Source organism: Paenibacillus camerounensis (genome assembly GCF_000723885.1).
GTDB classification, from domain to species: Bacteria; Bacillota; Bacilli; order Paenibacillales; family Paenibacillaceae; genus Paenibacillus_AQ; species Paenibacillus_AQ camerounensis.
In genome coordinates this window covers 19527-45996 of record NZ_CCDG010000001.1, presented here as the reverse complement: position 1 = coordinate 45996, position 26470 = coordinate 19527, and the positions used below count along the sequence as shown (strand labels likewise).

Annotated in this window: 20 protein-coding genes; 2 read left to right on the top strand and 18 right to left on the bottom strand. The window is 48.6% G+C overall.

Annotated features, from left to right (window positions below):
* The first annotated feature begins 483 nt into the window (after positions 1 to 483).
* Together BN3772_RS00175 and BN3772_RS00170 are read left to right on the top strand one after the other, a co-directional pair.
* The gene (locus tag BN3772_RS00175; RefSeq protein ID WP_086074317.1) at positions 484 to 1740 is read left to right on the top strand and encodes an MFS transporter; all 1257 of its coding nucleotides are present in this window, start codon (positions 484 to 486) and stop codon (positions 1738 to 1740) included.
* A 203-nt stretch (positions 1741 to 1943) separates the two neighbouring features.
* The gene (locus BN3772_RS00170; protein WP_042195400.1) at positions 1944 to 3218 is read left to right on the top strand and encodes a molybdopterin-dependent oxidoreductase; all 1275 of its coding nucleotides are present in this window, start codon (positions 1944 to 1946) and stop codon (positions 3216 to 3218) included.
* Between the two features lie 83 nt (positions 3219 to 3301).
* Here BN3772_RS00170 and BN3772_RS00165 read toward each other — a convergent pair whose 3' ends face one another.
* The 18 genes from BN3772_RS00165 to BN3772_RS00080 form a co-directional block, all read right to left on the bottom strand.
* Entirely contained in the window at positions 3302 to 4249 is a 948-nt protein-coding gene (locus tag BN3772_RS00165; protein WP_052380304.1) for a hypothetical protein, read from the bottom strand.
* 13 nt (positions 4250 to 4262) lie between these two features.
* A complete protein-coding gene (locus tag BN3772_RS00160; protein WP_042195397.1) occupies positions 4263 to 5504 on the bottom strand; it encodes an ABC transporter permease in 1242 nt (413 codons plus the stop codon).
* Positions 5501 to 6220, bottom strand: a complete 720-nt coding sequence (locus BN3772_RS00155) for an ABC transporter ATP-binding protein (RefSeq protein ID WP_042195396.1) — start codon at positions 6218 to 6220, stop codon at positions 5501 to 5503. The genes BN3772_RS00160 and BN3772_RS00155 overlap by 4 nt, the downstream gene beginning before the upstream one ends.
* Positions 6221 to 6231: 11 nt before the next feature.
* Positions 6232 to 7953, bottom strand: coding sequence for an alkaline phosphatase (locus BN3772_RS00150; RefSeq protein WP_042195394.1), 1722 nt, complete (start codon positions 7951 to 7953; stop codon positions 6232 to 6234).
* Between the two features lie 228 nt (positions 7954 to 8181).
* Entirely contained in the window at positions 8182 to 10194 is a 2013-nt protein-coding gene (gene ligA, locus BN3772_RS00145; protein WP_042195392.1) for an NAD-dependent DNA ligase LigA, read from the bottom strand.
* Between the two features lie 97 nt (positions 10195 to 10291).
* A complete protein-coding gene (gene pcrA, locus BN3772_RS00140; protein WP_042195389.1) occupies positions 10292 to 12658 on the bottom strand; it encodes a DNA helicase PcrA in 2367 nt (788 codons plus the stop codon).
* Between the two features lie 16 nt (positions 12659 to 12674).
* Entirely contained in the window at positions 12675 to 13382 is a 708-nt protein-coding gene (gene pcrB / locus BN3772_RS00135; RefSeq protein ID WP_042195409.1) for a heptaprenylglyceryl phosphate synthase, read from the bottom strand.
* Positions 13383 to 13524: 142 nt separating this feature from the next.
* On the bottom strand, positions 13525 to 14391 hold the full coding sequence (locus tag BN3772_RS00130) for a phosphatidylinositol-specific phospholipase C/glycerophosphodiester phosphodiesterase family protein (protein ID WP_042195387.1): 867 nt from the start codon (positions 14389 to 14391) through the stop codon (positions 13525 to 13527).
* A gap of 99 nt (positions 14392 to 14490) precedes the next feature.
* Positions 14491 to 15891, bottom strand: coding sequence for an undecaprenyl-phosphate glucose phosphotransferase (locus BN3772_RS00125; RefSeq protein WP_042195385.1), 1401 nt, complete (start codon positions 15889 to 15891; stop codon positions 14491 to 14493).
* Positions 15888 to 16841, bottom strand: coding sequence for a glycosyltransferase family 2 protein (locus BN3772_RS00120; protein WP_086074316.1), 954 nt, complete (start codon positions 16839 to 16841; stop codon positions 15888 to 15890). The genes BN3772_RS00125 and BN3772_RS00120 overlap by 4 nt, the downstream gene beginning before the upstream one ends.
* 153 nt (positions 16842 to 16994) lie before the next feature.
* The gene (locus BN3772_RS00115) at positions 16995 to 18011 is read right to left on the bottom strand and encodes a glycosyltransferase family 2 protein (protein WP_042195383.1); all 1017 of its coding nucleotides are present in this window, start codon (positions 18009 to 18011) and stop codon (positions 16995 to 16997) included.
* A gap of 123 nt (positions 18012 to 18134) precedes the next feature.
* Complete coding sequence (gene rfbD / locus BN3772_RS00110) at positions 18135 to 18998, bottom strand: dTDP-4-dehydrorhamnose reductase (RefSeq protein WP_042195405.1); 864 nt, start codon at positions 18996 to 18998, stop codon at positions 18135 to 18137.
* Between the two features lie 8 nt (positions 18999 to 19006).
* The gene (gene rfbB, locus BN3772_RS00105; protein ID WP_042195380.1) at positions 19007 to 20029 is read right to left on the bottom strand and encodes a dTDP-glucose 4,6-dehydratase; all 1023 of its coding nucleotides are present in this window, start codon (positions 20027 to 20029) and stop codon (positions 19007 to 19009) included.
* Positions 20030 to 20061: 32 nt separating this feature from the next.
* Complete coding sequence (gene rfbC, locus BN3772_RS00100; RefSeq protein ID WP_042195378.1) at positions 20062 to 20610, bottom strand: dTDP-4-dehydrorhamnose 3,5-epimerase; 549 nt, start codon at positions 20608 to 20610, stop codon at positions 20062 to 20064.
* A gap of 18 nt (positions 20611 to 20628) precedes the next feature.
* Positions 20629 to 21372: a sugar phosphate nucleotidyltransferase gene (locus BN3772_RS00095; RefSeq protein ID WP_042195376.1), complete on the bottom strand. Its 744-nt coding sequence runs from the start codon at positions 21370 to 21372 to the stop codon at positions 20629 to 20631.
* Positions 21373 to 21381: 9 nt separating this feature from the next.
* Positions 21382 to 22500 (bottom strand): glycosyltransferase, encoded by a 1119-nt coding sequence (locus BN3772_RS00090; protein WP_157643514.1) that lies wholly within the window; start codon positions 22498 to 22500, stop codon positions 21382 to 21384.
* Positions 22501 to 22504: 4 nt separating this feature from the next.
* Positions 22505 to 23737, bottom strand: a complete 1233-nt coding sequence (locus tag BN3772_RS00085) for a glycosyltransferase family protein (protein WP_042195372.1) — start codon at positions 23735 to 23737, stop codon at positions 22505 to 22507.
* Positions 23734 to 26460: a glycosyltransferase gene (locus BN3772_RS00080; protein ID WP_052380302.1), complete on the bottom strand. Its 2727-nt coding sequence runs from the start codon at positions 26458 to 26460 to the stop codon at positions 23734 to 23736. The genes BN3772_RS00085 and BN3772_RS00080 overlap by 4 nt, the downstream gene beginning before the upstream one ends.
* Between the last annotated feature and the right edge of the window lie 10 nt (positions 26461 to 26470).

Here is a 26470-nt window from a genome sequence, read left to right as displayed (position 1 = left end):
CCAGGATCAAACTCTCCAATAAGGTTTTTCCGGTCGGCTACTTCACCCGAATGACTCCGGGGAAATAACCTTCCGAAAACTATCGAAAAGAGCGATTGCTCATTTTGAAACTGACGATTCATTAAATGAATCTTGTAAAAACTAACGCGTTCCATTTGTTCAGTTTTCAAAGAACTTGCTCCCGTCGTTTCAAAAATTCGTTTCACGACCGGAATTAGATTATATCATTTTTCGATGATTATTGTCAACTTATTTTTTTTCTCAGCCCGTTTACTCGGCGTCGATGTCTCATAAGCACAAGAGATAATATATCATGCTGACCGTATCATTGCAAGTTTTTTTTATAAAATGATTATTACATCTCTTTCGGGCGGCTTCAGAGCAATAATTGTATTCCCTGTATGCCCAGCGGTAGCTACAATAGAAGCTATTGAAGTATTCCGCATCATTAAACTTCAGCTACGAGTATTGAAAGGAGTATCAATGAATACTAACGCTACGCAGGATATTCCTGCACCTGCTCTTGATGTCCGCGAGCAGCGCAGTCAGCAACAGGCTACTATCTACAGGATTTTGCTTGCTGTCAGCTTTGTCCATCTGTTCAATGATTCAATTCAGGCTTTGATTCCGGCAATGTTTCCTACACTGAGGGATAACCTGCTGCTGTCCTTCACCCAGATCGGCTGGCTTGCATTTGCCCTGAATATGACCTCATCACTGATTCAGCCGGTAATCGGATTCGCCGCTGACCGCAAGCCCCGGCCTATTCTTCTGCCGCTTGGAATGTGCTGTACCTTTGCCGGAGTGTTCCTGCTGGCCTTTGCTGACAGTTATGCACTGGTCATCTTCTCGGTCATACTCGTCGGATTCGGATCAGCGGCCTTCCATCCCGAAGGGATGCGTGTCGCTCATATGGCGGCAGGACAGCGCAAGGGCTTGTCACAGTCTATTTTCCAAGTCGGCGGTAATGCCGGCCAATCCTTGGGACCTCTGCTGATTAACTGGGTATTCATTCCCTTCGGGCAGATTGGGGCACTCGGGTTCACTGTTTTCGCCGCAGCCGGTATTGCTGTCCAGACGTATGTGGCCAAGTGGTACAGCGGTATGCTGAGCGCCGGTTATACGTTCCGCAAAAGGTCCCGGGGAGGTGTTATAGATCCTGCACGGCGCAAAGCGGTTGTTACTGCTGCGGTTATTCTGATCTTTATCGTATTTGTGCGCTCCTGGTACGGTGCTTCTATCGGAGGATATTACTCCTTCTATTTAATGGATCATTACGGGATGAAGCTTGAGCAAGCCCAGATCTATATTTTTATGTATCTGGCTGCCGGAGCTGTAGGCACTTTTTTTGGCGGACCGCTTGCTGACCGCTTCGGACGGCGCAATCTTATTCTGGTTTCAATGCTGGGTACAGTACCGCTCGCTTTGGCACTGCCGTTTGTGAGCCAGTTCTGGGCAGCTGTGCTGCTTATTATCTCCGGATTTGTGTTGCTTTCCAGCTTCTCGGTAACTGTTGTGTACGCACAGATGCTGTTTCCGGGTAGTATCGGCACCGTGTCCGGCCTGATTACCGGCCTTGCTTTTGGACTAGGCGGTATCGGGTCTCTAGTCATCGGCAAACTGATTGACCACTCCGATATTGCAACAGTGTTTGTAGCTTGCGGCTTTCTCCCGCTGCTCGGACTGCTTGCCCTTTTGCTTCCGGGTGACAAGCAACTGGAGCAATGGGCGGCTGAATAGGACTTTTCCCTTCTATATCCGCGTTACCTTTATAAAGCCCGTTCAGCTCCATTCAGGAGCAGGACGGGCTTTTTCAGCGCAGTACAAACCTATTTTCCGGCAGCTTAAAGGGCACATTATTCAACGGTACTTTTTTGCGGTACAATTAATTAATTCAAACTTGAAATAACCGTTGTGGCCGGAAGCTGAAGGAGGGATCGCTTTTGAAAAAGATACTGGCTGACATCCGGAAAGGGTACGGGAAAAAACTCGTCTCGATTCACCGCTGGAACGCCTGGCTTGTACTTATTCTGGCTGTGAGCGGGCTGCTGCTGGTAGGCGGCTTCTGGCGGGAAGTGCTGGGCGAGGGGAGAGTATGGCTCAAGTGGGCGCATATCGCCTTTGGACTGGTCCTACTTATCCCGGTTATCTATTATCTTGTGCTTGCTGCCAAGCACTGGAAGAGGTTAAACGGGAAAACCGCCCAGAAGGTAAATGTCATCTTCGTGCTGGTGCTGCTTATCGGCTGGCTTTTATCAGGAATTGTACTTTGGCAGTTCAGGCTTGCCGGACCAAGAGCGGCCAATGCAGCGCTCCTAATTCATGACCTGCTGACCTGGATCGGACTGCCAATCATCATTTACCATTCCATCACGCGGGTGAAATGGCTCAAGGAACCCCGAAAACGATCTGTCATTATTGAAGCAGGCGCCGCTGAACATACTGGTACGCCCGCGGATTCACAGCAGCCTGCAGCTGTTCCTGTCCCTCAACCTGTATACACACGGCGCGGCTTCATCAAGCTGGCGGTAGGAGCAGGACTTACGGTAACAGTAGGCCCGACCTTTGTCCGCTGGATCGGCAAATCTCTCCAGATACCGGGTACTGCGGATTATGCAGCCAGTAATGCTAACGCCCTTATTCCCGATCCGATTCCGCTGACAGCTTCATCACCGCCCATCGGCGGCGGTGCAGAGGGAAGCTTCCGGGTATATACGGTAACCAGGATTCCGGCGTTCGACAACTCGAACTGGTCCTTCACGATCGACGGTCTGGTGGATAACAAATTCACCTGGACCTGGGAAGAGTTCGTTAAGCTGCAGCGTGAGGTACAGGTCAGTGATTTTCACTGTGTAACCGGCTGGTCTGTATATAAAAACACGTGGGAAGGCCTGCCTCTCTCCAAGCTGCTGGATATGGCCGGAGTGAAGCAGGAGGCCGTCATGGTCAAGCTATATTCCGGCGACGGTGTATACACCGACTCCCTGACACTCCCTCAGGCCCGCATGGAGGATGTGATGGTCGCGGTAATGCATGACGGTAAGCCTATCCCTAACCAGCTTGGAGGGCCGGTACGTCTGGTGACTCCGCAAATGTATGCCTACAAATCGGTTAAATGGCTTAACCGGATCGAGCTGATTGATCAGGATCACACCGGATACTGGGAAGAGCGGGGTTATGATAAGGATGCCTGGCTGCCGGGCGCCACACGGGTATAGCAGAAGGCAACTCCCCCAACTTGAATACCAAACAGCCCCCGTACCTTAACAGGCAACGGGGGCTGTTTATCATGGCGATCATTTTACAGGCTTTTATAAGAAGCATCATACAGCCGGAACATTGTTTTGTAGCCTGATTCATCAATCTTGATGCCCACATCCAGGCGCCCTGTTATCTCCAGCGGTCCGGAAGTATAGCGGAGCTTGTCGCCTGCCGGTACAAAGACAATCATAATCTTGTTCCAGTAGGTTTCATCCCCGTTATCAAAGGGACACTCTGCACCCGGTTCGGGAATCAGCAGAAACCAGTTCTTCTCAAAGGAAAGGACTTCACCCATAAAGCCCTTAATTTTGACCTTGCTGCCGCTAAGATCCCAGAAATACTCTGAGGGGCGCGTCTGGTCGCCGCCATCAAAGAAACCGTTCCAGTCAATGGAGGTAAGCCCCTCCATAGCACTTGCTGCCGGAATCTCCGCTGCCGCTGCTGCAGATTGAACAGGGCTCACCCCCGGAGAAGCTGAAGCAGCGGGTTGCGATACAGGAACGGATGACGGCAAAGCAGCTGCCGTACCTGAGACGTTACCTCCAGACTTCCCGGCAGGAACCTGTGCAGCAGCTTCAGCCGAAGCCGGGGCAGCTGCTGGCCCCGGTGTCCCGGGAGTGATGCTCTCAGCTGTAGCCTTGGCGGGCCTGCTGCTCTGCCCTTCCGCAGCAGCACCCGTTTCCTGCTGCCGGACTTCCGCTGCGCCGGGTGCACCGCCAGCCGGAGAACTGCTTACAGCCGGGATCGCTGTAGCAGCAGCCCGCTCTGCCGGAGGTGAAACCGGGGCTTGCGGCAATCCGGTTGGCTCCTGCACAACCGGATTGCCGCTAATACCTGCCGGCCGATCTGACTGATCGGGCGCCTCCATCACTGCAGCAAAGGATTCCCCCCGGCCTTCAGCCGGGGTATTCTGGCCGCAGGCCTGCAGCAGCAGCATAACCATCGCTGCTGTCAGTGCTGGAAGCAGCTTTTTCTGTAATCGTATCAAGTCGGTGTACCTCCTAGGATTTGAACAAAGCGAGCGGATGCATCCGGTACATCCGGAAAGCAGGCCCGAGCGAGGATAACAAACCTATAGCAACTGCCCCGGCGGCAATCAGCCAATGCCCGGCTGTCCACTGGTACGGCTGAATCTGAATCCCGGCCTGTGCGAATAGCGCATCCTTCAGCAGGTAAGCTCCGAGATGACCGAGCAGCAAGCCGGCGATCAGCCCGGCCACCGTAACCAGCAAGCCTTCACTCGTTAAGGTAAGCCATACATAAGCTCTTGATTTTCCGAGCAGACGCAGCAGGCCGACATCCTTAGTACGTTCACCCGCTGCGGCAATAAGCGATAGCAGAATCGAAATACCGGCCAGCAGCACGCAGATTGCCGTGAGCATACCCAGCAGCCTTGAGCCCTGATCCACTGCGTTCAGCACATCCGAAACAGCCTGACTCGAATAAGCTGCCTGAATCCCATTACTGCCATCAAGCGCCTCTTTAAGATCATGTGCCCCAAGCAGACTGGCCGGCTTGACCAATACCGCAGTGATCTCCCTGTCCTCAGGTGCAAGTTCATGCACAGCCCAGGCATAATCCACAGTAGTAAAGATAGCACGGTCATCCGGAGTATGGAGCTTAGGAAGAATGCCTGCAACAGTATAACGAAAGCTGTCATGAGCATGTTCTTCTCCATGCTCCCCAGCATGCGCATTGTCATCAACATGACCAGCAGCTGACTCAGCCTCAGATCCTTCCACCTGCACTAGCCCGTGCGCTCCAGAAAAGGTGTCTCCAACTTTCAGGCCCAATGACTCGGCAACATAAGCTCCGACAATGGTCTCACCGGTATGGGCATACATGGAGCCTTCCTGCAGTCTGGTGTCGCCATACCTTGTAAAAAAGTAGCCTGACTCCAGCCCGATTATCGGATACCCCCTATAGTTATCTCCGGCGGTCATCGCATACGCTTCAGCAACGGATGTATCCTGCCTGGCCTGGTCTAAAGCGGCAAGCGGAATGTTCCCGTTAGGTGCACCGATATGGTAAAAAGTGTTAAGCACAAGCTGGGTCTCACTGCCCGCAGCGCCGATAACAAGGTCAAAAGGGCCGTAGCCCTGCTTGGCCCCCTGCTCCACACTGTCCCGTGACAATGTAAGCAGTACGATAAAGGCAACGGTAACAGCTACCGCACAGACGGTAAGCAGAGATAAAAAACGCCGGTGCAGCACATTGCGCAGGGTCAGCCGAAACAGGCTCATACAGTTATCTCCCCCCGCTGCAGAAGGACGGTCTGCTGCAGCGGTACTGCATCGCGGCTGACTGCATTCACCTCCCGGATATTTAAACATCGCGGAAAGCGCCCTGCCATATTAAGGTCATGAGTAACTACTATTAAGGTGTGGCCGTGAGCCTTGCTCAGCTCAAGCAGAAGAGCTGAAATCTCGTCAGCCGTCTCCCAGTCCAGGCTGCCTGTAGGCTCATCGGCCAACAGAAGCCGAGGGTAATTCACCAGAGCCCTTACGATGGCTACCCGCTGCTGCTGGCCGCGCGACAGTTGGGAAGGCAGGTGACGGCTGCGGTCAGCCAAGCCTACCTGCTCCAGCCAGCCGTCAACGGTCCGTCTGCGCTCCTTGGCCGTAAGCCTTGCGGTCATCGCGATCTCAATATTCTGCCGGGCAGTCAACGAGGGGATTAGGTGAAAATCCTGCAGGATATAACCGATATTAGCAGCCCTGAAGGCATCCCGTTTCGCTTCTGCCAGTTCATGAAGCGGCTGGCCGCCCACTGTCAGACTGCCGCTGTCCGCCCGCAGGATTCCGCTGATCAGATGCAAAAGCGTGCTTTTACCGGACCCGCTGGGTCCGGTAATGGCTATACGCTCTCCTTTATGAACATTCCATTCAGGGATATCCAGAATCGGTACTGCTCTGCCGTCTACCCTGAACTGTTTTTTCAGATCCCGTATCTGGAGCAACCGGGTCACCCCTATCTCAGAATTAGCCGTTCGGACAGGGAATCCCACTTCAGGGTCGTACCCGTCAGCTGATTAAATGCAGTGAGCGGAAGATACAGTACGCCGTTATCGATATCCACTGTATAGGCTGCCGTCTTGCCGTTCAGCTTGGCTGTTTTGCCGGTAAGGCTTATCTCAACCGCATTGTTTTTGAATGTCAGCTTCGCGTTCGCCGCATCGCCTTTATACGTGCCGCCAAGCGCCTTGCTCAAAGCTTCAGCCGGGTAGAGCACCTCGTTATCACGGCTGATTTTAAACTTAGGATACAGATATTTGGACTGCAGCTCAGCTGAACGCTTCTTCAAATTCAGACCCAGAATATCTGCACCAGCAGTCGCAATCTGTGTGTTATCCACCTGGCCTTTTACCTTGTCTGCAATCGGCCCGTAGGCCCAGACTCCGACATCCACTGCCGAGTGCCCGTGACCGGACCAGCCGACGAGCAGGCGTTTGGAAATGACCGCATTATAGGCACCTTCGCGCTTGTAGGAGGAACCGTCACCGTTCATAATCTGGGTAACCTCTTCATCGGTTAGATCCGTAATCCAGGTATTTGCTGTTACAATGCTGCGGATCTCCTCCGGTGTCTGGGCCGCTTCAAGATCTGCCGCCAGGCTTTCGGAGGAATGCTTCTGCTTATTCCACAGATCGATATTGATTTCGTAAATGTTATCGCGTGAGAGGGACAGGCCACCGGTCTCATGGTCCGCTGTAACTACAACGGAGGTGTTGCCGTTTTTCTTCGCGAATTCAATCGCGGTCTTAAAGGCAGCGTCGAAATCAAGCGCCTCCTGAACAAGCGTCGGCAGATCGTTAGCATGACCGGCATGGTCAATACGCCCGCCTTCAATCATCATCACAAACCCGTCTTTATCAGCGGATAGGATATTCAGCGCCTTGGAGGTCATCGCAGCAAGACTAGGTGTTTCTGCCGTTCGATCCGGAACATAGGCAACATGAGAGTTGCCGAACAGGCCAAGTACCTTGGTATTTTTGGAGGTAAGCGCATTTAGAGCAGACGTATTCTCAACCACGGTGTAACCCTTTGCTTTAAAATCAGGGATGAGGCTCTTGTCCGTCCGTTTGCCCTTCTCTTCCTTGGTCACAAAAAACTGCTTCCCGCCGCCCATCAGCACATCCACACCGCTCTCCAGATACTGCGAGGCAATGGCTGCTTCATTATCACGGCTGCGTACATGGGATGCGTAAACGGCTGGTGTGGCATGGGTGATACGGGCCGTCGTCACAAGTCCTGTTGCTTTACCGGTACTTTCAGCAGCCTCAATAATAGAAGCAAAAGGCTTGGATACGTCCTCGTTAGATACGCTGATCCCGGCATTGTAGGTTTTGTGTCCTGTGGCAAAGGCAGTACCTGCTGAAGCAGAATCCGTAACGATACCGGATACAATCTTCCCGCCGTCTTCACCGCGGTCAGCATATGTAGTAGCCTGTCCTACATAATAAGGATCGATATTCAGATGATTGACACCCTTGGTGTACTGCTGAAAGTATCTTGCCGCCGAAATCTGGGCCGGACCCATACCGTCGCCAATCAATACAATTAGATTTTTAGACTGGGCTTTTGCCGTTCCCCCTGCATTCGTTGTACTTTGTGCCGCTCCGGCGAGTGTTGCCCCTGAAACCACAGCTGCTGCCAGTCCCCCAAAGATAATGCCCTTCATCAGCTTGTTCATTGTATACCTCTGCCTCCTTATGGTGATTCTTACCCTAGCTTAGCTTGGAAAAGTTAACCATATGTCAAAATAAGTAACTGGTTGTATTAAATTATCAGTTGTTCATATATTTCTTAATGCATAAGCAGGCCGCTGGATGGGTATGAAAAAGAGCCCTGCATCCCCGCTGCTGCGCAGTGAGATTACAGGACTCCACAAGTCCGCTATTATGCAATTGGGTAGAGCCGCCTACAGCTCCAGCAGCCGGATGAGCTCATCTTCATCCTCGATGACCTGAATGCCGAGCTGCTGGGCTTTGGCCAGCTTGCTGCCTGCTTTTTCGCCGGCTATGACCAGATCCGTCTTCTTGGAGACGCTGCCCGACACCTTAGCCCCCAGTGCCTCAAGCCGCTCTGCCGCCTCCTCGCGGGTGAGCTTTTGCAGAGAGCCGGTCAGGACAACCGTTTTGCCGCTGAAGAAGGAATCGGTACTGACCTGGCGCGGCGCTTCCGGCGCTTTGGCCTGCACACCAAGCTCCAGCATACGGTTGATGCTGACCACCACAAAAGGATCCGCGAAGAAGCTCACGATGCTCTCCGCCACGATTCCCCCGATATCCGGCAGACCGGACAGCTCTTCTGCAGTTGCGTTCATAACAGCCTCCAGGCTGCGGTAATGATCGGCCAGCATCCGGGTGGTTGCCTTTCCTGTGTTCGGAATACCAAGCGCATACAGGAAAGAAGCGAGGTCCCGTCCCTTGCTATCCTCCAGCGCCTTAAGCAGATTGTCCGCCTTCTTCTCACCAAAGCGCTCCAGCTTAACCAGCTGCTCAAAGGTAAGCTCATATAAGTCTGCAGGCTCGCGCACGTTCAGCTCTTCATGCAGCTGGCCGGCGGTTTTTTCACTGAAGGTCTCGATATCCATTGCATCCCGGGAGGCAAAATGAGTGATCCGGCTGACAATCTGCGGCTTGCAGTCCAGCTTGTTGTTGCAGAACAGATGCGCACCGCGCATTTCCAGCGGGAAGCCGCAGGCAGGGCAATTTTCCGGGAAAACAATCTCTTCGCCGTCGCTCTCTTCCGTTACCTTGCCGAGAATCTCGGGTATGACATCATTGGAGCGGCGGATGAAGACCCGGGTCCCCAGCGCATGCTTCAGATTCTTGCGTTCAATGTCACCGACGTTATTGAGTGTACAGTTCTGGACGGTAACGCCGGCAAGCTCTACGGCTTCGACCCGGGCCAGAGGGGTTACCTTGCCTGTACGCCCTACGTTCCAGCTGACCGATTCCAGAATGGTCGTTGTCTCTTCCGCTTCGAACTTGTAAGCCACCGCCCAGCGCGGGAACTTATCGGTATAGCCGAGCGCTTCACGGATCCGGAAATCCGTTACCTTGATAACTGCACCGTCAATCAGATAATCCAATCCGGCCCGCTTCTCCTCTATTTCTGCCAGCTGCTCTGTAACATCATCAAAAGCATCGAAATAGGTAAGGTACGGATTCACTTTAAACCGGTTGCTCCGCAGGAAATCCATCATCTGCTGATGATCGGCAAACTGCACGCCTTCAGCAAAGCCCACATTATAAAAAAATGCGTTCAATCTGCGTTCTGCAGTTGTCTTCGGATTCAGGTTACGCAGGGCTCCGGCAGCTCCGTTGCGCGCGTTCTTGAGCGGGTCGGCAGCGCGTGTATTGTAATCGGCCAGCACGGACAGATTCATAATGCCCTCGCCCTGCACTTCAATCCGGCCTTCCTTAAACGGAATGGTCAGCGGAACAGATCTGATCGTCTTAACCTGGGCAAGGATACCTTCCCCGGTTACCCCGTTCCCCCGGGTCGCAGCCTGTACAAGCTTGCCGTCCTGATAAGTCAGGTTAAGGGTCAGACCGTCAAACTTCAGCTCCACCGCATAACAAGGCTCTGGCAGCGGGGTATCCGGATTCTTCGTGTTATAGTCATTCACCAGCTTCAGGACACGTGCGTTCCAGCTCCGCAGCTGCTCGATATTCTGCGCCTTATCCAGACTCCACAGCGGCGCTAGGTGCCGGTGCGGGGTGAATCCCTTGAGCAGCTCTCCCCCCACACGCTGGGTTGGGGAATCCGGGAGCACCATACCGCTTTCTGCTTCAAGCTGAATCAGCCTGTCATAGAGCACATCGTATTCCTTGTCACTGACTAACGGGGCATCCAGGGTGTAATAGTGATAATTGTGCTGGTTCAGCTCAGCAATGAGCTCTTCCATGGTATGCATAACGTCCATCCGGGCTAATCCCTCCGTTATATGGGTTGTATATAGCAAGAGAATGACACTTCTATATCTCTTTATTTTCTATAATCGCTTGTGCTAACCCTGCCGGTTACTCGACTTTGGTAATCGGAGCAAATCCGGCCAGCAGGCGCTTCACGCCAACCGGCGCCGGAAAAGCAATCTGCAGCTCCGTATCGTTGCCGGTGCCCTTCACGGACACAATGGTGCCGGTGCCCCATTTGCCGTGGGCCACCTTGTCGCCGGCCTTGAACTCACCGGCCGGCGCCGCAGCCCCTCCCGTAGCGCGCTGCGCGCCGCTGCCGGTCGTTACGCTCACGCGTCCTGCCCCCGGGACAGCGGACGCGGTACTGCCGCCCAGGCTGCTGCTTGGCCCGCCAGCCGCCGGCGAAGTACCGGCACCGCCTGTGGCACGGCTGCCGAAGTTCCCCCGGCCGCCTCCGCCAAAGCCGCGGCCGCCATAAGCACCGCCTGCCTCCGCGCCTCCGCGCCGGAAGCGGTCCGATTCACGGACGGTGTCTTCCTTCAGCTCCTCCGGAATCTCCTCCAGGAAGCGGGACGGCGGGTTAGCCGTCGTCCGCCCGAACAGCGTGCGCATCCTTGCACAGCTGAGGAACAGCTGCTTCTCTGCGCGCGTAATGCCCACATACGCCAGCCGGCGCTCCTCCTCCAGCTCATCATTGTCCTGGAAAGCACGGCTGTGCGGGAATACGCCCTCCTCCATGCCGATGATGAACACCGTCGGGAATTCCAGACCCTTGGCACTGTGCATTGTCATCAGCACAACCGCATCGCTGCGGTCCTCTTCATCGTTGTTCATGCTGTCGATATCGGCAATCAGCGCCAGATCGGTCAGGAAGGAGACCAGCGACTTGTCTTCATTATTCTTCTCAAACTCCATCGTCACTGACAGGAACTCGTCAATGTTCTCCAGCCGGGCACGGGACTCCAGCGTATTCTCATTTTGCAGCTCCAGCCGGTACTGGGACAGCTCCAATATCTTCTCGGTAAGCTCGGTTACCGACAGGAATTCCACCATCCGGTGCAGCGCTTCGATCATGTCATAGAATTCAACCAGCGCATTACGCGTCCGGCCGGCAAAGCCGAGATCATCCACCGTCTGCAGCATCCGGAAAATCGAGATTCCCCGTTCAGCCGCCGCTACAGCCAGCTTGCCGATTGTAGTATCCCCGAGTCCGCGCTTAGGTACGTTAATAATGCGCGCCAGACTGATGTCATCATCCGGGTTGGATAAGAGACGCAGGTAAGCGAGAATATCTTTAATTTCTTTACGGTCATAGAACTTGATCCCGCCGACAATCTGGTACGGGATATCCGATTTGATCAGAATTTCTTCTATTACACGGGACTGGGCATTGGTACGGTACAGAATGGCATGATTCTGGTAGGCCTGTCCCTGCTTAACATTCTTGCTGATCTCTCCGGTGACGAAGTACCCCTCATCATGCTCGGAATCGCCGCGGAACACCTTAATCTTGGCACCCTCATCCGAGTCCGTCCACAGCTTCTTCGGCTTACGGCCTGTATTCAGGGCGATAACACCGTTGGCTGCATTCAGAATATTCGAGGTTGAGCGGTAGTTCTGCTCCAGCAGAATGGTTGTGGCTTCCGGATAGTCCTCTTCAAAATTCAAAATGTTCGAAATATCCGCTCCGCGCCAGCGGTAAATGGACTGGTCACTGTCGCCGACTACGCAGATGCGGTGATGGCCCTCGGCCAGCATCTTGCAAAGCATGTACTGCGCACGGTTCGTATCCTGATACTCATCGACATGAATGTATTTGAATTTCTTCTGATAAAAGTCCAGCACCTCGGGAACATCCTGAAACAGCTGAATTGTCTTCATAATAAGGTCATCGAAATCCAGCGAGTTGTTGCTTCTGAGCCGCTGCTGGTACTTGGCATATACTTTTGCCACAAGGCCTTCAAAGTAATCACCGATCTTCTGCTCATACTGCGCCGGCGTTATCAGTTCATTCTTCGCCGTGCTGATTACCGCCTGCACTGCCTTTGGCTCAAACTTCTTCGTATCAATATTCAAATCCTTCATGCAGTTGCGGATAACAGAGAGCTGGTCGGAAGAATCGAGAATGGAAAAATTCGAGGTGAAGCCGATCCGTTCAATATCCTTACGCAGAATCCGTACACACATCGAGTGGAAGGTGGATACCCAAATATCCCGTCCTTCATCCCCGACCAGCTTGGAGACACGCTCCTGCATCTCACGTGCTGCCTTATTCGTAAAGGTAATCGCCAGAATCGCCCATGGCGGTGCCATACGGTTCGCAATCAGCCAGGCAATCCGGTGGGTAAGCACGCGGGTCTTACCGCTGCCCGCTCCGGCCATAATCAAAAGAGGCCCTTCAGTCGTTTCTACAGCCTTGCGCTGCGGAGGATTCAACCGGCTAACGGCATCCTGTATGTTAATAAGTTGCATGGGTGACATGCTCCTTTCAAATATAGGTCTTCTGTGTCTTCTTAACCGCCTGCACCGTTAACAGCGCCTGCTGCACATCACGGTATATAATATTGCCGACTACGACGGTATCGCATAGTGCCGCAGCCAGTTCAGCCTCAGCCTCGCCGGTTATTCCCCCGCCGTAAAACAGCTGGCTGTGCTCTACCGACTCTCTCACTTCCCGGACAACCTCCATGCTGCCAAACATCCCGCTGTATTCAAGATAGACGACAGGCAGATGCATCAGCTTGTCCGCAATCTCCGCATACGCAGCGGCGGACCGGCGGCTTAATCCGGTGTCGGCACCGGTAAGACGGGCTACTGAGGAGTTTTCATTTAAGACGATATATCCTTCTGTCAGCAGCAGCTCCCAAGGTATCAGACTGCCAAAGCGCTCAATCGCCTTGCGGTGATGGCCGAGAATCCAGTCTGTATGCGGCGTGTTCAGCACCATAGGAATCATGTACAGGTCAAAGCCCGGAACAGCCGCCTCAAGCTCGGAAACCTCCAGTGCACAGGGCAGCTCATAGCGGCGCAGCCTGGAAAGCAGTCTGGTGGTGTTATCATAAGTGATTCCGCTAGAGCCGCCTACGAGAATAGCATCTGTTCCGGAACGGCAAATTTCATCAAGCTCGCCATCTCCGAGTTCACGGTCCGGGTCCAGCTTAAACACATGCCGCCACGGCTGTATTAATTGCCGCATTTCATTCATCCGTCGTCCATCCTTACCCTTCAAAAATACGAACGTTTTTTCGCTTTTTCATTATAGTATATAACCGCCTGATCACCAAGCCGATTTGATAAAATAAGGGCTAAAACCGTTGTGTTCTTACGGCAGACGTTGATTAACGTACGCCCCGCATCCGGCCAAGGTCCTCCTCGGAGGCAAAATCCGTGTAAAAGCCGTCCACACCCATCCGGGACAGCTTCGTTATTTCGTCCTCCCCGTTAACCGTATGCACATAGACGCGTGCTCCGGCCTGTTGTAGCTTATGAACAAAGCTCTTGGTTGCTCTGGTCACTGGCATTGTGATGTCCACACCGGTCTCCCGGGCAAACGCTATGACCTGCTCGTCGGTATCATGAGACTGATATAACGTAAATATAGTTTCCGGGAATTCGTACACCTTGTTGACAACATCAAGCATGTCACGGCTGTAGATCTGCGGTACAATCCGCAAGAGCAGTGCAGGGTCCTTCCGCTTGGCTGCCTCCACGATATGTTCAAATTGTCTGGTTACCAGCTGCGGATCAAGCTCCTTAGTATCTGTGACAATATAAGTATCGGGGTATGCCGCCATCAGCTCCATAATTTTATCGATATCAAGCGGGGAATACAGTGTCAGAATCGGGCTGTCCATTACTTCCTTATGGCTAAGCACCGCCCCCTGTCTTGCAGTAGGCAGTACGTCAAGCTGACCGAGCAGCCGGCTCATATTCCCGGTCCATTCATGGCGGGCAACCAGCTTATCGTCTGTAGTGAGCAGCAGGTCTGTCTCGAACACACGTGTACCCTGCTCGTAGTTGGCCACAAAAGCATCCAGGGTATTCGTATACGTATGATTGTTAATCCCGCCCATCGCATGGGCTATAACCTTATGTGCAGTAAAGCCGGTGGCCGGCTCTTCTTCCTGGGGCCAAAGCGTAATTACCAGCAGCAGGATGAGAGCGCCGGCCATGATGATAGATGCAGTTAGCTTTCTTTTATCCATAGTAGAGGAGTTCCTTTGCACAAGTCAGAGTAGAAAAAGCAAAAACGGCTGGAGCCTTATAACAAGGAAGTCAACCGTTTCTATGGGATGATTATACAATTAATAGGCATTTTTGAAGCCGTTACGGATTGTTCTGGCAATAATGCGGATATCGAACAGCAGCGACCAGTTCTCGATATAAAAGATATCGTGTTTGATCCGGTCCTCAATCGAGGTATCCCCGCGCAGGCCGTTGCTCTGTGCCCATCCGGTGATCCCCGGACGAACATGGTGCTTGACCATATATTTCGGCACTTCGCCGCGGAACTGCTCCACATAAAAAGGACGCTCCGGACGCGGACCTACGACACTCATCTGGCCGAACAGCACATTGAAAAACTGCGGCAGCTCATCCAGGCTCGTTCTACGTATAAAGGTGCCGAACCGGGTTCGGCGCGGATCTTCCTTTGTACTCCAGCCTGTATCCAGCTCGGCGTCCGTCTGCATTTTCATAGACCGGAACTTATACATCATGAAATTGCGGCGGTTCAGTCCGACACGCTCTTGCTTGAAGATAATCGGACCGGGTGACGTAAGCCTCACGCCCAGCGCCACAATCAGCATCACAGGGAACATTACGATAATCGCAAACAGGGAGAACACAATATCAAACACCCGCTTCGCCAGCTTATTGCCGGCCATATCCAGCGGAATATCGCGCACGTTAATCATCGGCATTCCGGCAAAATTATCGAAATACGGCCGCGCCGGCAGGTAATCAAAGAAATCAGGGATGATCAGCGTGCGCATACCGGCCTTTTCGCAGGCGGCAATGATAGCAGGATACTTAGAATGGGCATCCAGCGGCAGTGCCAGAATAACCTCATCCACCGGCAGCATCTCAAGGATTCCGGCCAGCTCATCGACCGTACCGAGAATCGGCTTGTAACGCTGCTCCTCAATCCCGTCCCACTTATGAAAATCATCCAGGAACCCGATCGTTTCATAGCCCAGCTCAGGGTACTGGATCAGGTTGTTGTAGAATCTTTTACCCAGGGAGCCCGCCCCGATAATCAGCACGAACTGGCGGTTATAGCCTTTTTCACGCAGAGATTTCAGCATCGTCTTCAGCACATAGCGGTACAGCATAATGGACAGAATATTAAAGCCCATGTAAATGGCCAGGTACTGGCGGGAAACGTCTATTTGCTTCAGGAAGAACATCACGCCCAGCAGAATAAAGACGGCCATAATATGCACCTGGAAAATCTTCAGGAATTCATCAACAAATCGCTTCTTACGCTTCGGCAGATAAAGTGAGAGCACAATCCCGATCAGCACTGCTATTGCCCCGTACATAATGCTCCAATAAGCGTAGGACTCTACCGGAAGCGTGTTATAGGACTCCAGCCAGCCGCTGCGGAACTTCAGCCACCAGGCGGCCAGAAAGGACAGCTGAATCACTATAAAGTCGGCAACCATATACAGCTGGGTCAAAAACTTCTGATTACGGCGGATCATAATCTCACCTCGGCCTTCGATTCAATCTGGGTTCCCGCTTCAGCAGAAGCCGTAAGGCTCTGTGCCGGAGTCGGTGCCGGTCGCGGCGCCCTCAGGGCATTGACGGCAAGGGACAGCATAAACTTGACTGCCACACCGGCATATACCGTTCCGTTAATTATACTGTTGTACTGCCGGCTATAATGCTTACGGTGGAATAAGATCATCGCTCTATGAAACTCATAGACTATCTTGAACGGCCTGCGCCGCGCGCTGCCGCCCTTCAGATGGATGATATAGGTCTGCGGATAATAATGAATCCCCCAGCCTGCTTCCTTAATCCGGTAGCACCAGTCCAGGTCCTCGCCGTACATAAAGAATTCCTCATCCAGCCCGCCCACCTGTTCAATCGTCTTGCGGCGGACCAGCATAAAAGCCCCGACTAGGCAATCAACAGGATACGCCTCATCCGGGTTCAAGTATCCTAACTGGTAGCCGTTAAATCTGGGCTTGTCCGGAAACAGCTTACTGAAGCCAAACGCATAATAAAAGGATGCCTCAGGCGTAGGGAATCCCCGCTTACAGGCTTTATCCAGCGAACCGTCCGGCAGAATCACCTTGCAGCCCGAGGCCCCGAGCTCAGGACGGCTGTCCATAAAAGTAACCATTGTCTCCAGCGTATCGCGGCGGATCACCGTATCCGAGTTCAGCAGCAGCACATACCGCCCGGAAGCAACCTCCATCCCCTGGTTGTTGCCGCGGGCAAAGCCCACATTCTCTTTATTCGCAATCAGCGTTACATCCGGAAATTCTGCGCTGATCTTCACAACGGAATCATCATGGGAATTGTTATCTATCAAAATAATCTCATAGGAAAAGTTCGTATCCGACTCATACACCGACCTGATACAGTCCATCGTCAGGCGGCAGGTGTTGTAATTGAGAATTAAAATACTGACATCTACATTCACTCCGCTACGCTCCTGACAAATATAGTAATCTATCGACAATTATTATAACACAAAAACCTCCCTGATAGGCAGTCGCCGGTTAGGGAGGTTTTTACAGAAATACTGCGGTTATTCCAGGTTATACGCATAAGCTGAGCGTTAGACGTTATACTTCTAGTTGTTCTTGTTGGCTGCCTTCTCCTGTATATATCGGCGTTTGCGCTTCAGGCTGGCCCGTTGTGCCCGGAATGAAGACCAGGCTTTAATCAGACCAGGTTCTTTGAGCAGCATGTATGCATGAGCAGCTAGCTCATACGGCAGAGCATAGATCAGGGTCAGCGGCAGAGTGCGGGCGGGCTCGTTTTTATAGATCATTTTATAACGGTTAATATAGGAAATCCTGCGGATAAACATCGATTTACCGCCTCTGCCGGAGGTCTTCCAGCCGCGCTCATGATAACCGGCTGCCTCTGCATCATAATACGCCTGCCAGCCGAACAGCTGGGCCCGCCACGCTACATCCACATCTTCTTTATATGCGAAGAAATCCCCATCAAAGAACTCGCCGTCAACGCTGATATCCTCAATCATCCTCCGGGAATACATAGCGGCTGCTCCGGAGACGCCGAAGACGGCACCAGATTCCATCCAGTCTGCCGCAGGCTCTCCTGCTCCACGGTCAAACGCCCGCCGCGCCTTGTTCATCCGCAGTCCTGTACTGTCCACGAGAGAAGAATCTGCCTTCAGCAGCAGCTTGCCTGTGGCACTGCCGATCTTAGTGTTACCCTCCATCAGGCTTACGAGCCTGGACACATAATCGGGTGCAAGCGTCAGATCCGGATTCAGCACCAGTACATAATCGGTGTCCGTGGCTGCTATAGCCTGGTTATGAGCGGGGGCGAAGCCGGTGTTGGCTTTATTGTTGATGAGGACAAGCTTGGGGAGAGATGTGCGTGATAATGTTGTCTGTACAATGCTGTCCGTATCACTGTAATCCAGAGTAGACTGCTCTTCTACTCCGCGATAAAATCCACTCACCCTTGCAGCCGATCCATCCGCTGAGGCATTATCCACCACCACCACACTATGAATCGGATAATCCTGACCCAGCACAGCCGTAAGGCATTCACCGATATCATCCGCGCTATTATAGGTAACAATATGTACACTGACTGTTTTATGATTACTCATGTCATAATTACCCCGAATCTTAAAATCATTTATTAGATTCCCCTATTATAGCGAAAAAACAAAAAAACTCCCAGACCGCAGCAGCGGACCCGGGAGCTTCAAGGCTATAGTTAGCCCAGCAGGCTATTCTTTTAATTCCCGCAAGAAATCGCGCAGTCCTTCACGCCATGTCCGGATATCCTCGAACCCGTTCGTCCGGATGGACAGGTGCTCCATCACAGAGTAACGCGGACGCGGTGCCGGACGGGGGAACTGCTCAGTTCCGCACGGCTCAAGCTTAGCAGTGAACTTGAGACCGAGGATCTCTTCCGCTTCAGCAAAGATGGCCTGTGTGAATTCATACCACGTACAGGCCTCGGAGTTAGAGGCATGATATACGCCATACTTCTCCGTCTGGATCAGCTCCAGCAGAAACCGGGCTAAATCCACTGTGTAGGTTGGGGAACCTTTTTGGTCATCTACAACCTGCAGCAGAGGTTTCTCCTGGCCGAGCTTCAGCATGGTTTTGACAAAGTTATTGCCATATTTGCCATACACCCATGAGGTGCGGACAATAAAGAACTTCGAGGACAGGGATTGAACCAATATCTCCCCTGCCCGCTTGGATTTACCGTAGATGCTCTGGGGATCGGTATTGTCGTACTCGTGATACGGCTTGCTGCCCATTCCGTCAAAAACATAATCCGTACTGATGTACACCAGCTTCGCCCCAGCCCGTTCTGCGGCAATCGCCACATTCCGGCTGCCGGTGGCATTGATCAGATAAGCTGCATCAATATCGGTCTCAGCTGCATCCACTGCTGTGTGGGCGGCACAATGAATAACCGCATCCGGACCGAAGCCGCCGATGACCTCCACACACTGCTCCAGATTCGTGATATCCATCTCCTGACGGTCGCAGCCCAGCACCTCATGCCCCTGCTTTTGCAGCAGCAGTACGAGATCCTGTCCCAGCTGTCCCGCTGAACCCGTAACAAGCACTTTCATTGTAGCCATTACAGGGAATCCCCCAGACGGCTGCCGTATTGAAGCGCGGTATATTTCTGGTATTCCCCGGACTGGATACGGGTCCACCATTCCTTATTGTTGAGATACCATTGGATCGTCTCCTTGATGCCGGTCTCGAACGTATGCTTTGGCTTCCAGCCCAGTTCATTCGTAATCTTGGCCGGGTCTATGCCATAACGGCGGTCGTGGCCCGGACGGTCCTGTACATAAGTAATCAGGGATTCCGGCTTACCCAGCTCCTCAAGAATTGTCTTCACAATATGCATGTTCGTCCGCTCATTGTTGCCGCCAATGTTATAAACCTCACCGATAACGCCATTATGGATAACCAGGTCAATTGCACTGCAGTGATCCTCCACATACAGCCAGTCACGGATGTTAAGCCCGTCACCGTAGATCGGCAGAGCTCCATCGTTCAGCGCACGGGAGATCATCAGCGGAATCAGCTTCTCCGGGAACTGGTAAGGGCCATAGTTATTCGAGCAGCGGGTAATATTCACCGGCAGTCCGAAGGTCTCATGATACGCACGCACCAGCAGATCCCCGCCGGCTTTACTGGCTGAATACGGGCTATTCGGAGTCAGCGGGGTTTCTTCTGTAAACAGCCCCGTAGCGCCCAACGTTCCGTATACTTCATCCGTCGATACCTGTACGAATTTCGTTACACTGTATTTTTTAGCTGCATCCAAAAGCACCTGTGTGCCCAGCACATTCGTCTTCACAAACACATCCGGCTCCAGAATACTCCGGTCCACATGCGATTCCGCCGCAAAATTGACAACAACGTCAACCCCCTGGCTAACCAGTGCATCCATCGCCGCAACATCCGTAATGTCGGCTTTGACAAATGTATAGTTCGGGTTGCCTTCAACTGATTTCAGATTCTCCAGATTTCCTGCATACGTCAACGCATCCACGTTAACAATCTGATAATCCGGGTGCTGCTGCAGCATATATATTACAAAGTTGCTGCCGATAAAGCCGGCTCCGCCGGTTACGAGGAGTTTCATTGTTAGACCACCTTTAAATTATAAAAATAGAGTTAACCGAAGTTCAGTTCAGCATCCTTAAGCAAAGGATGTCTTGTATCCTTGTCAGACAGCACAGGACTTGCAACGGGCCAGTCTATGCCTAGCGACGGATCATTCCATAATATGCCGCGGTCATTCTCGGGGGAATAGTATTCGTCCACTTTATAGAGCACTTGGGTGCTCGGAACAAGAGTACAGAACCCATGGGCAAAGCCCTTGGGCACCAGCAGCTGCCGCTTATTATATTCACTGAGAATTACACCGACCCATTGCCCAAAGGTTGGTGAGCTGCGGCGAACGTCGACGATAACATCATAAATAACACCTGACAGGACACGAATCAGCTTCGTCTGAGCCTTCGGGTTCAACTGGTAATGCAAGCCTCTAAGTACCCCAACCTCTGCTGACAGCGATTGATTATCCTGAATAAAATTAAACTTTACCCCGGCCTTTTGCATTACTTCTTCATTATAACTCTCCATAAAAAAACCCCGGTTGTCGCCATGGACCACCGGTTCGAGAATAGCAGCACCCTGCAACTGTAAGGATGTAACCTTCATAAGATAAGTCCCCCATACCTATAATTTCAATTTACCAAATTCTTCACCAAACGTAATTTCCTGAGCCAACCCATTAGCTTTCGCAAGAGAAGCATGCGTCCCTGCATCGGTCCACCAGCCCTGAAGAATATCAAATGTTAACTCTCCTCGATTAATATATGCATTATTAACATCTGTAATTTCCAGTTCACCACGGGCAGAAGGTGTTATTGTTTTAATGATCTTAAACACTTCGTTATCAAACATATAAATTCCTGTAACTGCATAACTTGATTTAGGATTGGCTGGCTTCTCTTCAATAGATATAATACGTCCATCGTACAATTCTGGAACACCGAAGCGGGATGGATCATTGACTTGTTGAATCAAAATTTTCGCGCCATTTTTTTGCTCGCGGAAATTATCAACAAAGGCCGAGATATCATCCTCAAATACATTATCACCAAGGATAACAATCATTTGATCCTTACCTACAAATTGTTCCGCCAGATCCAGCGCTTGAGCAATCCCGCCCGCTTCATCTTGCACTTTGTAGGTAAAGGTAACTCCCATCTCTCGTCCACTTCCGAGTAAGTTTACAACGTCACCCATGTGCTCCTTACCAGTGACTATAAGAATATCTTTAATTCCAGCTTGTTTAAGTTTATGAACGGAATGAAAAATCATTGGATACTTACCTACGGGTAGAAGATGCTTGTTCGTAACCTTTGTTAAAGGATATAGACGTGACCCTGTGCCACCAGCTAATATAATACCTTTCATACTGCACTCCTATTCTTTTACATAATGTTTAGATTCTAGTAAATCAAGAAGTGGTAACAACACCTTATTCCAATGATACGCATGTTTCGGGACTTTCCTTTTATACTCAGCCCGCTGATTGTTTAAATACCGAAGCCCCTCTTTAATTGAATCAATACTATAAGGAGAACAATATACAGCGTTATCTCCGAAATATTCTTTTACCGGGCTTACATCAGAGACACAAATCGGACAATCTAGTAACATGGCTTCAACTGAAGAAATCCCAGGTGTCTCAATATAACTCGGTTGTATGTGACCTTTAGCATTTTTTAATAACCAATAAATGTCTTCAGTTTTTAATTCGCCTAAAAAAATTATGTTATCTGTAGCAAGTTTTTTAATGTTTTTCTCATAGTATTTATCATTAGCAGAAGCTTTACCAACAATGATTAGATTTATATCAGTATTTCTTGCAGCTTTCACCAGGTTCATTTGGTTTTTTCTTGGTCCTATTCCGCCTATACAACAAATATAAGAATCTGGTAAATTATATTTTACTTTTACATCATCTGTTTGAGATCCGAAGTCTGTATCAATATCCGAACCATTATAGATTACTTGTATTTTCTCAGCATATTTCCGTCCAAAGATTTGTTCCAAATGCAGTGACTCCGCTTCAGAGTTAGGAATAATATACAATGCATTATCCAGTATATATCTTATTATTTTTTTTTCATTGAGCATATTGTTGAAAGAAACTTTATACTTCCTTAGTATCTTTTTTGAGCCAAGATAATAACGAATCCCTTTAATTAGCGAAAGTATTGGAGTAGGAATACTTTTCTTAACAATTGATCTGCCTGAGATAAAATCTTTCATTTCCAAAGATGTCATATCCCAATATATTGGAAATAAAATATACGGCTTAGAATAAAACTTTGCTACACTTGCGTACAGCAAGGCTTCATGCGGTCTTTGAAGATTAAATATAAATACCATATCATAGCTGCTTAAATCTACTGGATTAATGAATAAATCTACAATGTGTCCCTGCTCTTTTAAAAAGTTTACTATTGCCTTAATTTGAACTGTATCGCCACCATTAAACTGTTTAGAGTTATTCCGATCAAAGACAGCTATTTTCAATATATCATTCACTCCGGTCATTGGATATCGCTTTAGTTACTCGCGAAACTCTTTCTTTCCAAGTGTTTTGTATCGCAAGAGATTTTAGAAAAGCAATTCGATTAGAATCATTTATTCTATTCAGAGCTAACTCCAACTTGTTCTGAAACTCAATGTAATTCTCTGCAACAAACTCCTGACGAATACCTTTTACCTCCGGAAGTTCCGTAGAGACAATCTCTTTACCTCCGGCTAAATACTCAAACGCCTTTACTGGAGATGTGCTCAATGTTATATCATTAATTAAAAAGGGAATTATAGCTACATCGAAGTAATCTAACAGGGAGGGAATCATTTCGTAGGAGATTCGTTTCATAAAAAAGACATTGTTATATCCCTTAAAATCCTCCACTTTAAATTGAATTTCTTTGTAGACCTCACCTACAATGACAAATCCATTCTTAGGATTATTATCCGCCAAATACTTCAACAATTCAAAATCAAACCAATCTGCTATGGCCCCATAATAACCGATAATATAAGAAAACTTTTTACGTATAAGCTGAACTGAAGGGATTTCTTCTAAACTCCTATCAAAATCCCCAACCTCAACACCATTAGGTACGTAAATTACATCATTACGAATAGTCTTTACCTGATTATATATTTGATTTGAGGTAGCTAAAGTTAAATTTGAATTGACAACAGACTCATAATAATCATTTTGAATATTGCCGTATGAATCAAATGTTGTAATATCATCAATACAATCATAAACATGAATCAGTTGTTTGTTTAATACCTTTAATTTCTTAACATAATCATTTTGATGTGGCCAATACTGCCAGACAATAACTTTCCGGGAGGCTAACTGATTAATAACATTGTCTTTATCATCATTAAACAGATAAATATTCGGCTCGACTTCCAAAAAACCTCTAACATTCCAATCCGGACTATAGGGATATGATGTATCGGTCATATAAAAGATAAGATTACCTTCTCTAGCTAAAGCTCGTGCTAATTGTTGCGGTCGTTGAAACATATATCCCCAAGGGCAGTTAGGTGAAGGAAAGACATACACAGTCTTCCCTTCGTATTTACGCATAAGACTTTCTAAACGATAAGATAGTTCATCCTCACTTGGAAATGATAGAATATTTTTTCTTAACCCCCCCTTTGGCAAACGGTGAATAACTTTTCTAAGTAGTACTTTAGGCTCTTTTGAATACTTAAGTATTTTTTTTAGTTTATTCATAGATGCCCTCGTAATTCAGGTACCATTTTTTCGCCTGAATCATAAACGCTGAAGGAATTTTCTTTTGTGAATTTCCCAAAAAAATCTTTATCATGATATGACGCACTGTCAATATAGATAGTTTTACTTTTAAGAGGATAATACTCCGTTTCCCCACAATAAATTACTGAGTCAAACTCAGCATTGAAAAATAAATCCAAGCGATTGGTTACATATATGCTTTCACTCAGCTTTCTAACTCCTGTGATAGCATTATCATTGTAATGATGTATATATACAATAGCTAAATACCCCATATCAGATAGAGTTTTCGATAAAACCTCAGAACCGCTTAAATAATTATGACTCGACCATTTTTTTGCTCCAAGTATAAGAGCTACAGGTTTCCCCGCTAATTTTAGCGCTTTACTAACACTTTCGGCGTCATAACAATTAGAAAAATATGAATGAGGTCCTTTAGGATTTACCCATTTCCTATTCCATTTCTGTTCGAAATATTGTTTATTTTTTTCCCAAATCTCATTGTATACGGTTGAGTCCATCTTTTTAAAACTGGCACTACCATGATGATACACAAAAGCATCCTGAACAACTATAAGCTTGTAACCCAGTGCCTTAACTTGTTCACAGTAATCATCGTCTTCAAACATACCAACTCCGTAACTTTTATCTAAATCACCGAGTTGGTTATAGACTTCTCTTTTTATTGCCACACAGTAGAAACCCAGCAAATCTGTCTCATAATATTTGCCTTCATATAACTCATGAAACTCTCTTAGCCATAACTTATCCGCTCCTGTAATAGGATCACCCTGGAAAAAGTCCAAAATTTGATCGTTTCCAACCGAATTAGAGACAGGGCCAGCCATTCCTACATCCTCTCTGTCTGCCAATGGTTTAATTAAACGATGAATCCATCCAGGTGAAAGTATAGTATCATTATTAAGAAGTACAATAAAATCACCTGTTGATTCTTTACAACCGATCGAATTCCCGCCTGCAAAACCAGTATTATAAGGCGATAAAATTATTTTAAGCTGCGGATGCATTAGTCTGGCTAATTCAATTCTGGTTTCATCAGTAGACATGTTGTCTACAACAATAACCTCTAGATTAGGATAGTCATTAGTGTAAAGCAAACTATTCAGACATTGCTTCGTAAATGACCAATTATTATAGGTAACAATTACAATGCTGACCTTCGGGAAAAATCTTGAGTTGATTTCTTCGTTCAACGTTAAGTATCTAGAATGCCAAGTGTTCTGTAATGCAAATTTTTTCCTTTTATCCATTGATTCGTTTCTATTTTCCTTCAAAGCAGACATAATGGCTTGATCAAATTCTTCAAAAGTATCTGCCAAATACAAGTATTCTTTTATTAACTGCAATTCAGGCAACCCTGTGGATACTACGGGCTTACCTGCAGCAAGATATTCATAAACCTTGACTGGATTAGTAGCCAGTGTGAGATTATTCTTGATAAACGGTATGAGAGCAACATCAAATTTCGCAAGATACTTTGGCAGGTTTTGATAAGGCATTTCACCATAGAAGATAATGTTGCTGATTTTTTCAGCATTTGTAATGTCACACCCAAAGGTATCCCCGATTAAAATAAAGGTCCATTCACTATGCTTTTTAGCTAACTTACATATAAGCTCAATATCGAACCACTCAGATATTGCGCCATAGTACCCTATAACCGGACCGCTTGCAAGCGGTTCTAAAAGTTCTTCAGTAACACTGGAAAAGTGATTGTATTCACCGGCGTTTCTAATTAAGACCGTATTCTCATTGGATGTATTAATTTTTTCAAAAAGTCTTTGGGAGGAGGCAATAACCAGATCGGCAGAGCTCATTAAGTTTTTCTCATCAATAAGCATTGTCTTTGAATTTGTGGAAAACCCTTCGTGATCATCCATGCAATCATAAACAACAAGGTTAAAACTAATATCTTTCATAAGCGGCTGCCAAAAAGGTAAATCAATTATAGAAATAGAAAAACCAACATTAAATTTTTCCTGAACATATTTTAATGACCATTTCAAATAAAGATGATCCTGCTGATCTTCAATACGGTCTTTATATACACTCATATTATTTTTAGTACATAGCCTAATAACCCAAACGTTATTTTCCACTTCAATTATTGAAACATTATCAGCAACCTCTGCGTAAGAGAGATTATCTTTACCTAAAGGAGTTACATCTACAGAAAAATAGAAGACCCTGTGTCCTGATTCAGCAAACTGTTTAGATATTTGTTGCGGACGTTGCCAACGAAAGTTCCAGTTTATAACGGGAAATCGGAATATATCGTAGGATTTAGGTTTATTAAAAGTTATATAATCACCTTGTTTTTCCATTCGGGGAGTATATAGTGGTCTTTCAGATACACTCTTTGTTTCCTTTAATTCATATGGTTCGATTTTTTCAGATTGTATTGGGGAGTAACGTATCAAAGCATTTTCTGAAGGAATTGGTTTTTTCAAAATTTTTTTTTGTACCCATGATACAAATTTCTTCCTTTCTGTAGCATCTCCTTTTATAAACTGCTCATTGACTCTCCTTAAGAGGCACATCATTTTCCAAGCTTTAGTGTTTTCCAGGAGAAACAACTTATTTTTAAAGGTTTTAATTGTATTTATATTTATTTCATTGGAAACTTTATTTTTTTGCAACTCATGCTCTATAAGTTCAAAATCCTGCGAAACAGTATTCATAAAAGTATAG

Coding starts and splice junctions, on each gene's coding strand:
- BN3772_RS00175 (WP_086074317.1), top strand. CDS start 484: ATGAATACTAACGCTACGCAGGATATTCCTGCACCTGCTCTTGATGTC.
- BN3772_RS00160 (WP_042195397.1), bottom strand. CDS start 5,504: ATGAGCCTGTTTCGGCTGACCCTGCGCAATGTGCTGCACCGGCGTTTT.
- BN3772_RS00150 (WP_042195394.1), bottom strand. CDS start 7,953: ATGAACAAGCTGATGAAGGGCATTATCTTTGGGGGACTGGCAGCAGCT.
- ligA (WP_042195392.1), bottom strand. CDS start 10,194: ATGGACGTTATGCATACCATGGAAGAGCTCATTGCTGAGCTGAACCAG.
- pcrA (WP_042195389.1), bottom strand. CDS start 12,658: ATGCAACTTATTAACATACAGGATGCCGTTAGCCGGTTGAATCCTCCG.
- pcrB (WP_042195409.1), bottom strand. CDS start 13,382: ATGCGGCAATTAATACAGCCGTGGCGGCATGTGTTTAAGCTGGACCCG.
- BN3772_RS00130 (WP_042195387.1), bottom strand. CDS start 14,391: ATGGATAAAAGAAAGCTAACTGCATCTATCATCATGGCCGGCGCTCTC.
- BN3772_RS00125 (WP_042195385.1), bottom strand. CDS start 15,891: ATGATCCGCCGTAATCAGAAGTTTTTGACCCAGCTGTATATGGTTGCC.
- BN3772_RS00115 (WP_042195383.1), bottom strand. CDS start 18,011: ATGAGTAATCATAAAACAGTCAGTGTACATATTGTTACCTATAATAGC.
- rfbD (WP_042195405.1), bottom strand. CDS start 18,998: ATGAAAGTGCTTGTTACGGGTTCAGCGGGACAGCTGGGACAGGATCTC.
- rfbB (WP_042195380.1), bottom strand. CDS start 20,029: ATGAAACTCCTCGTAACCGGCGGAGCCGGCTTTATCGGCAGCAACTTT.
- rfbC (WP_042195378.1), bottom strand. CDS start 20,610: ATGAAGGTTACATCCTTACAGTTGCAGGGTGCTGCTATTCTCGAACCG.
- BN3772_RS00095 (WP_042195376.1), bottom strand. CDS start 21,372: ATGAAAGGTATTATATTAGCTGGTGGCACAGGGTCACGTCTATATCCT.
- BN3772_RS00085 (WP_042195372.1), bottom strand. CDS start 23,737: ATGAATAAACTAAAAAAAATACTTAAGTATTCAAAAGAGCCTAAAGTA.
- BN3772_RS00080 (WP_052380302.1), bottom strand. CDS start 26,460: ATGAATACTGTTTCGCAGGATTTTGAACTTATAGAGCATGAGTTGCAA.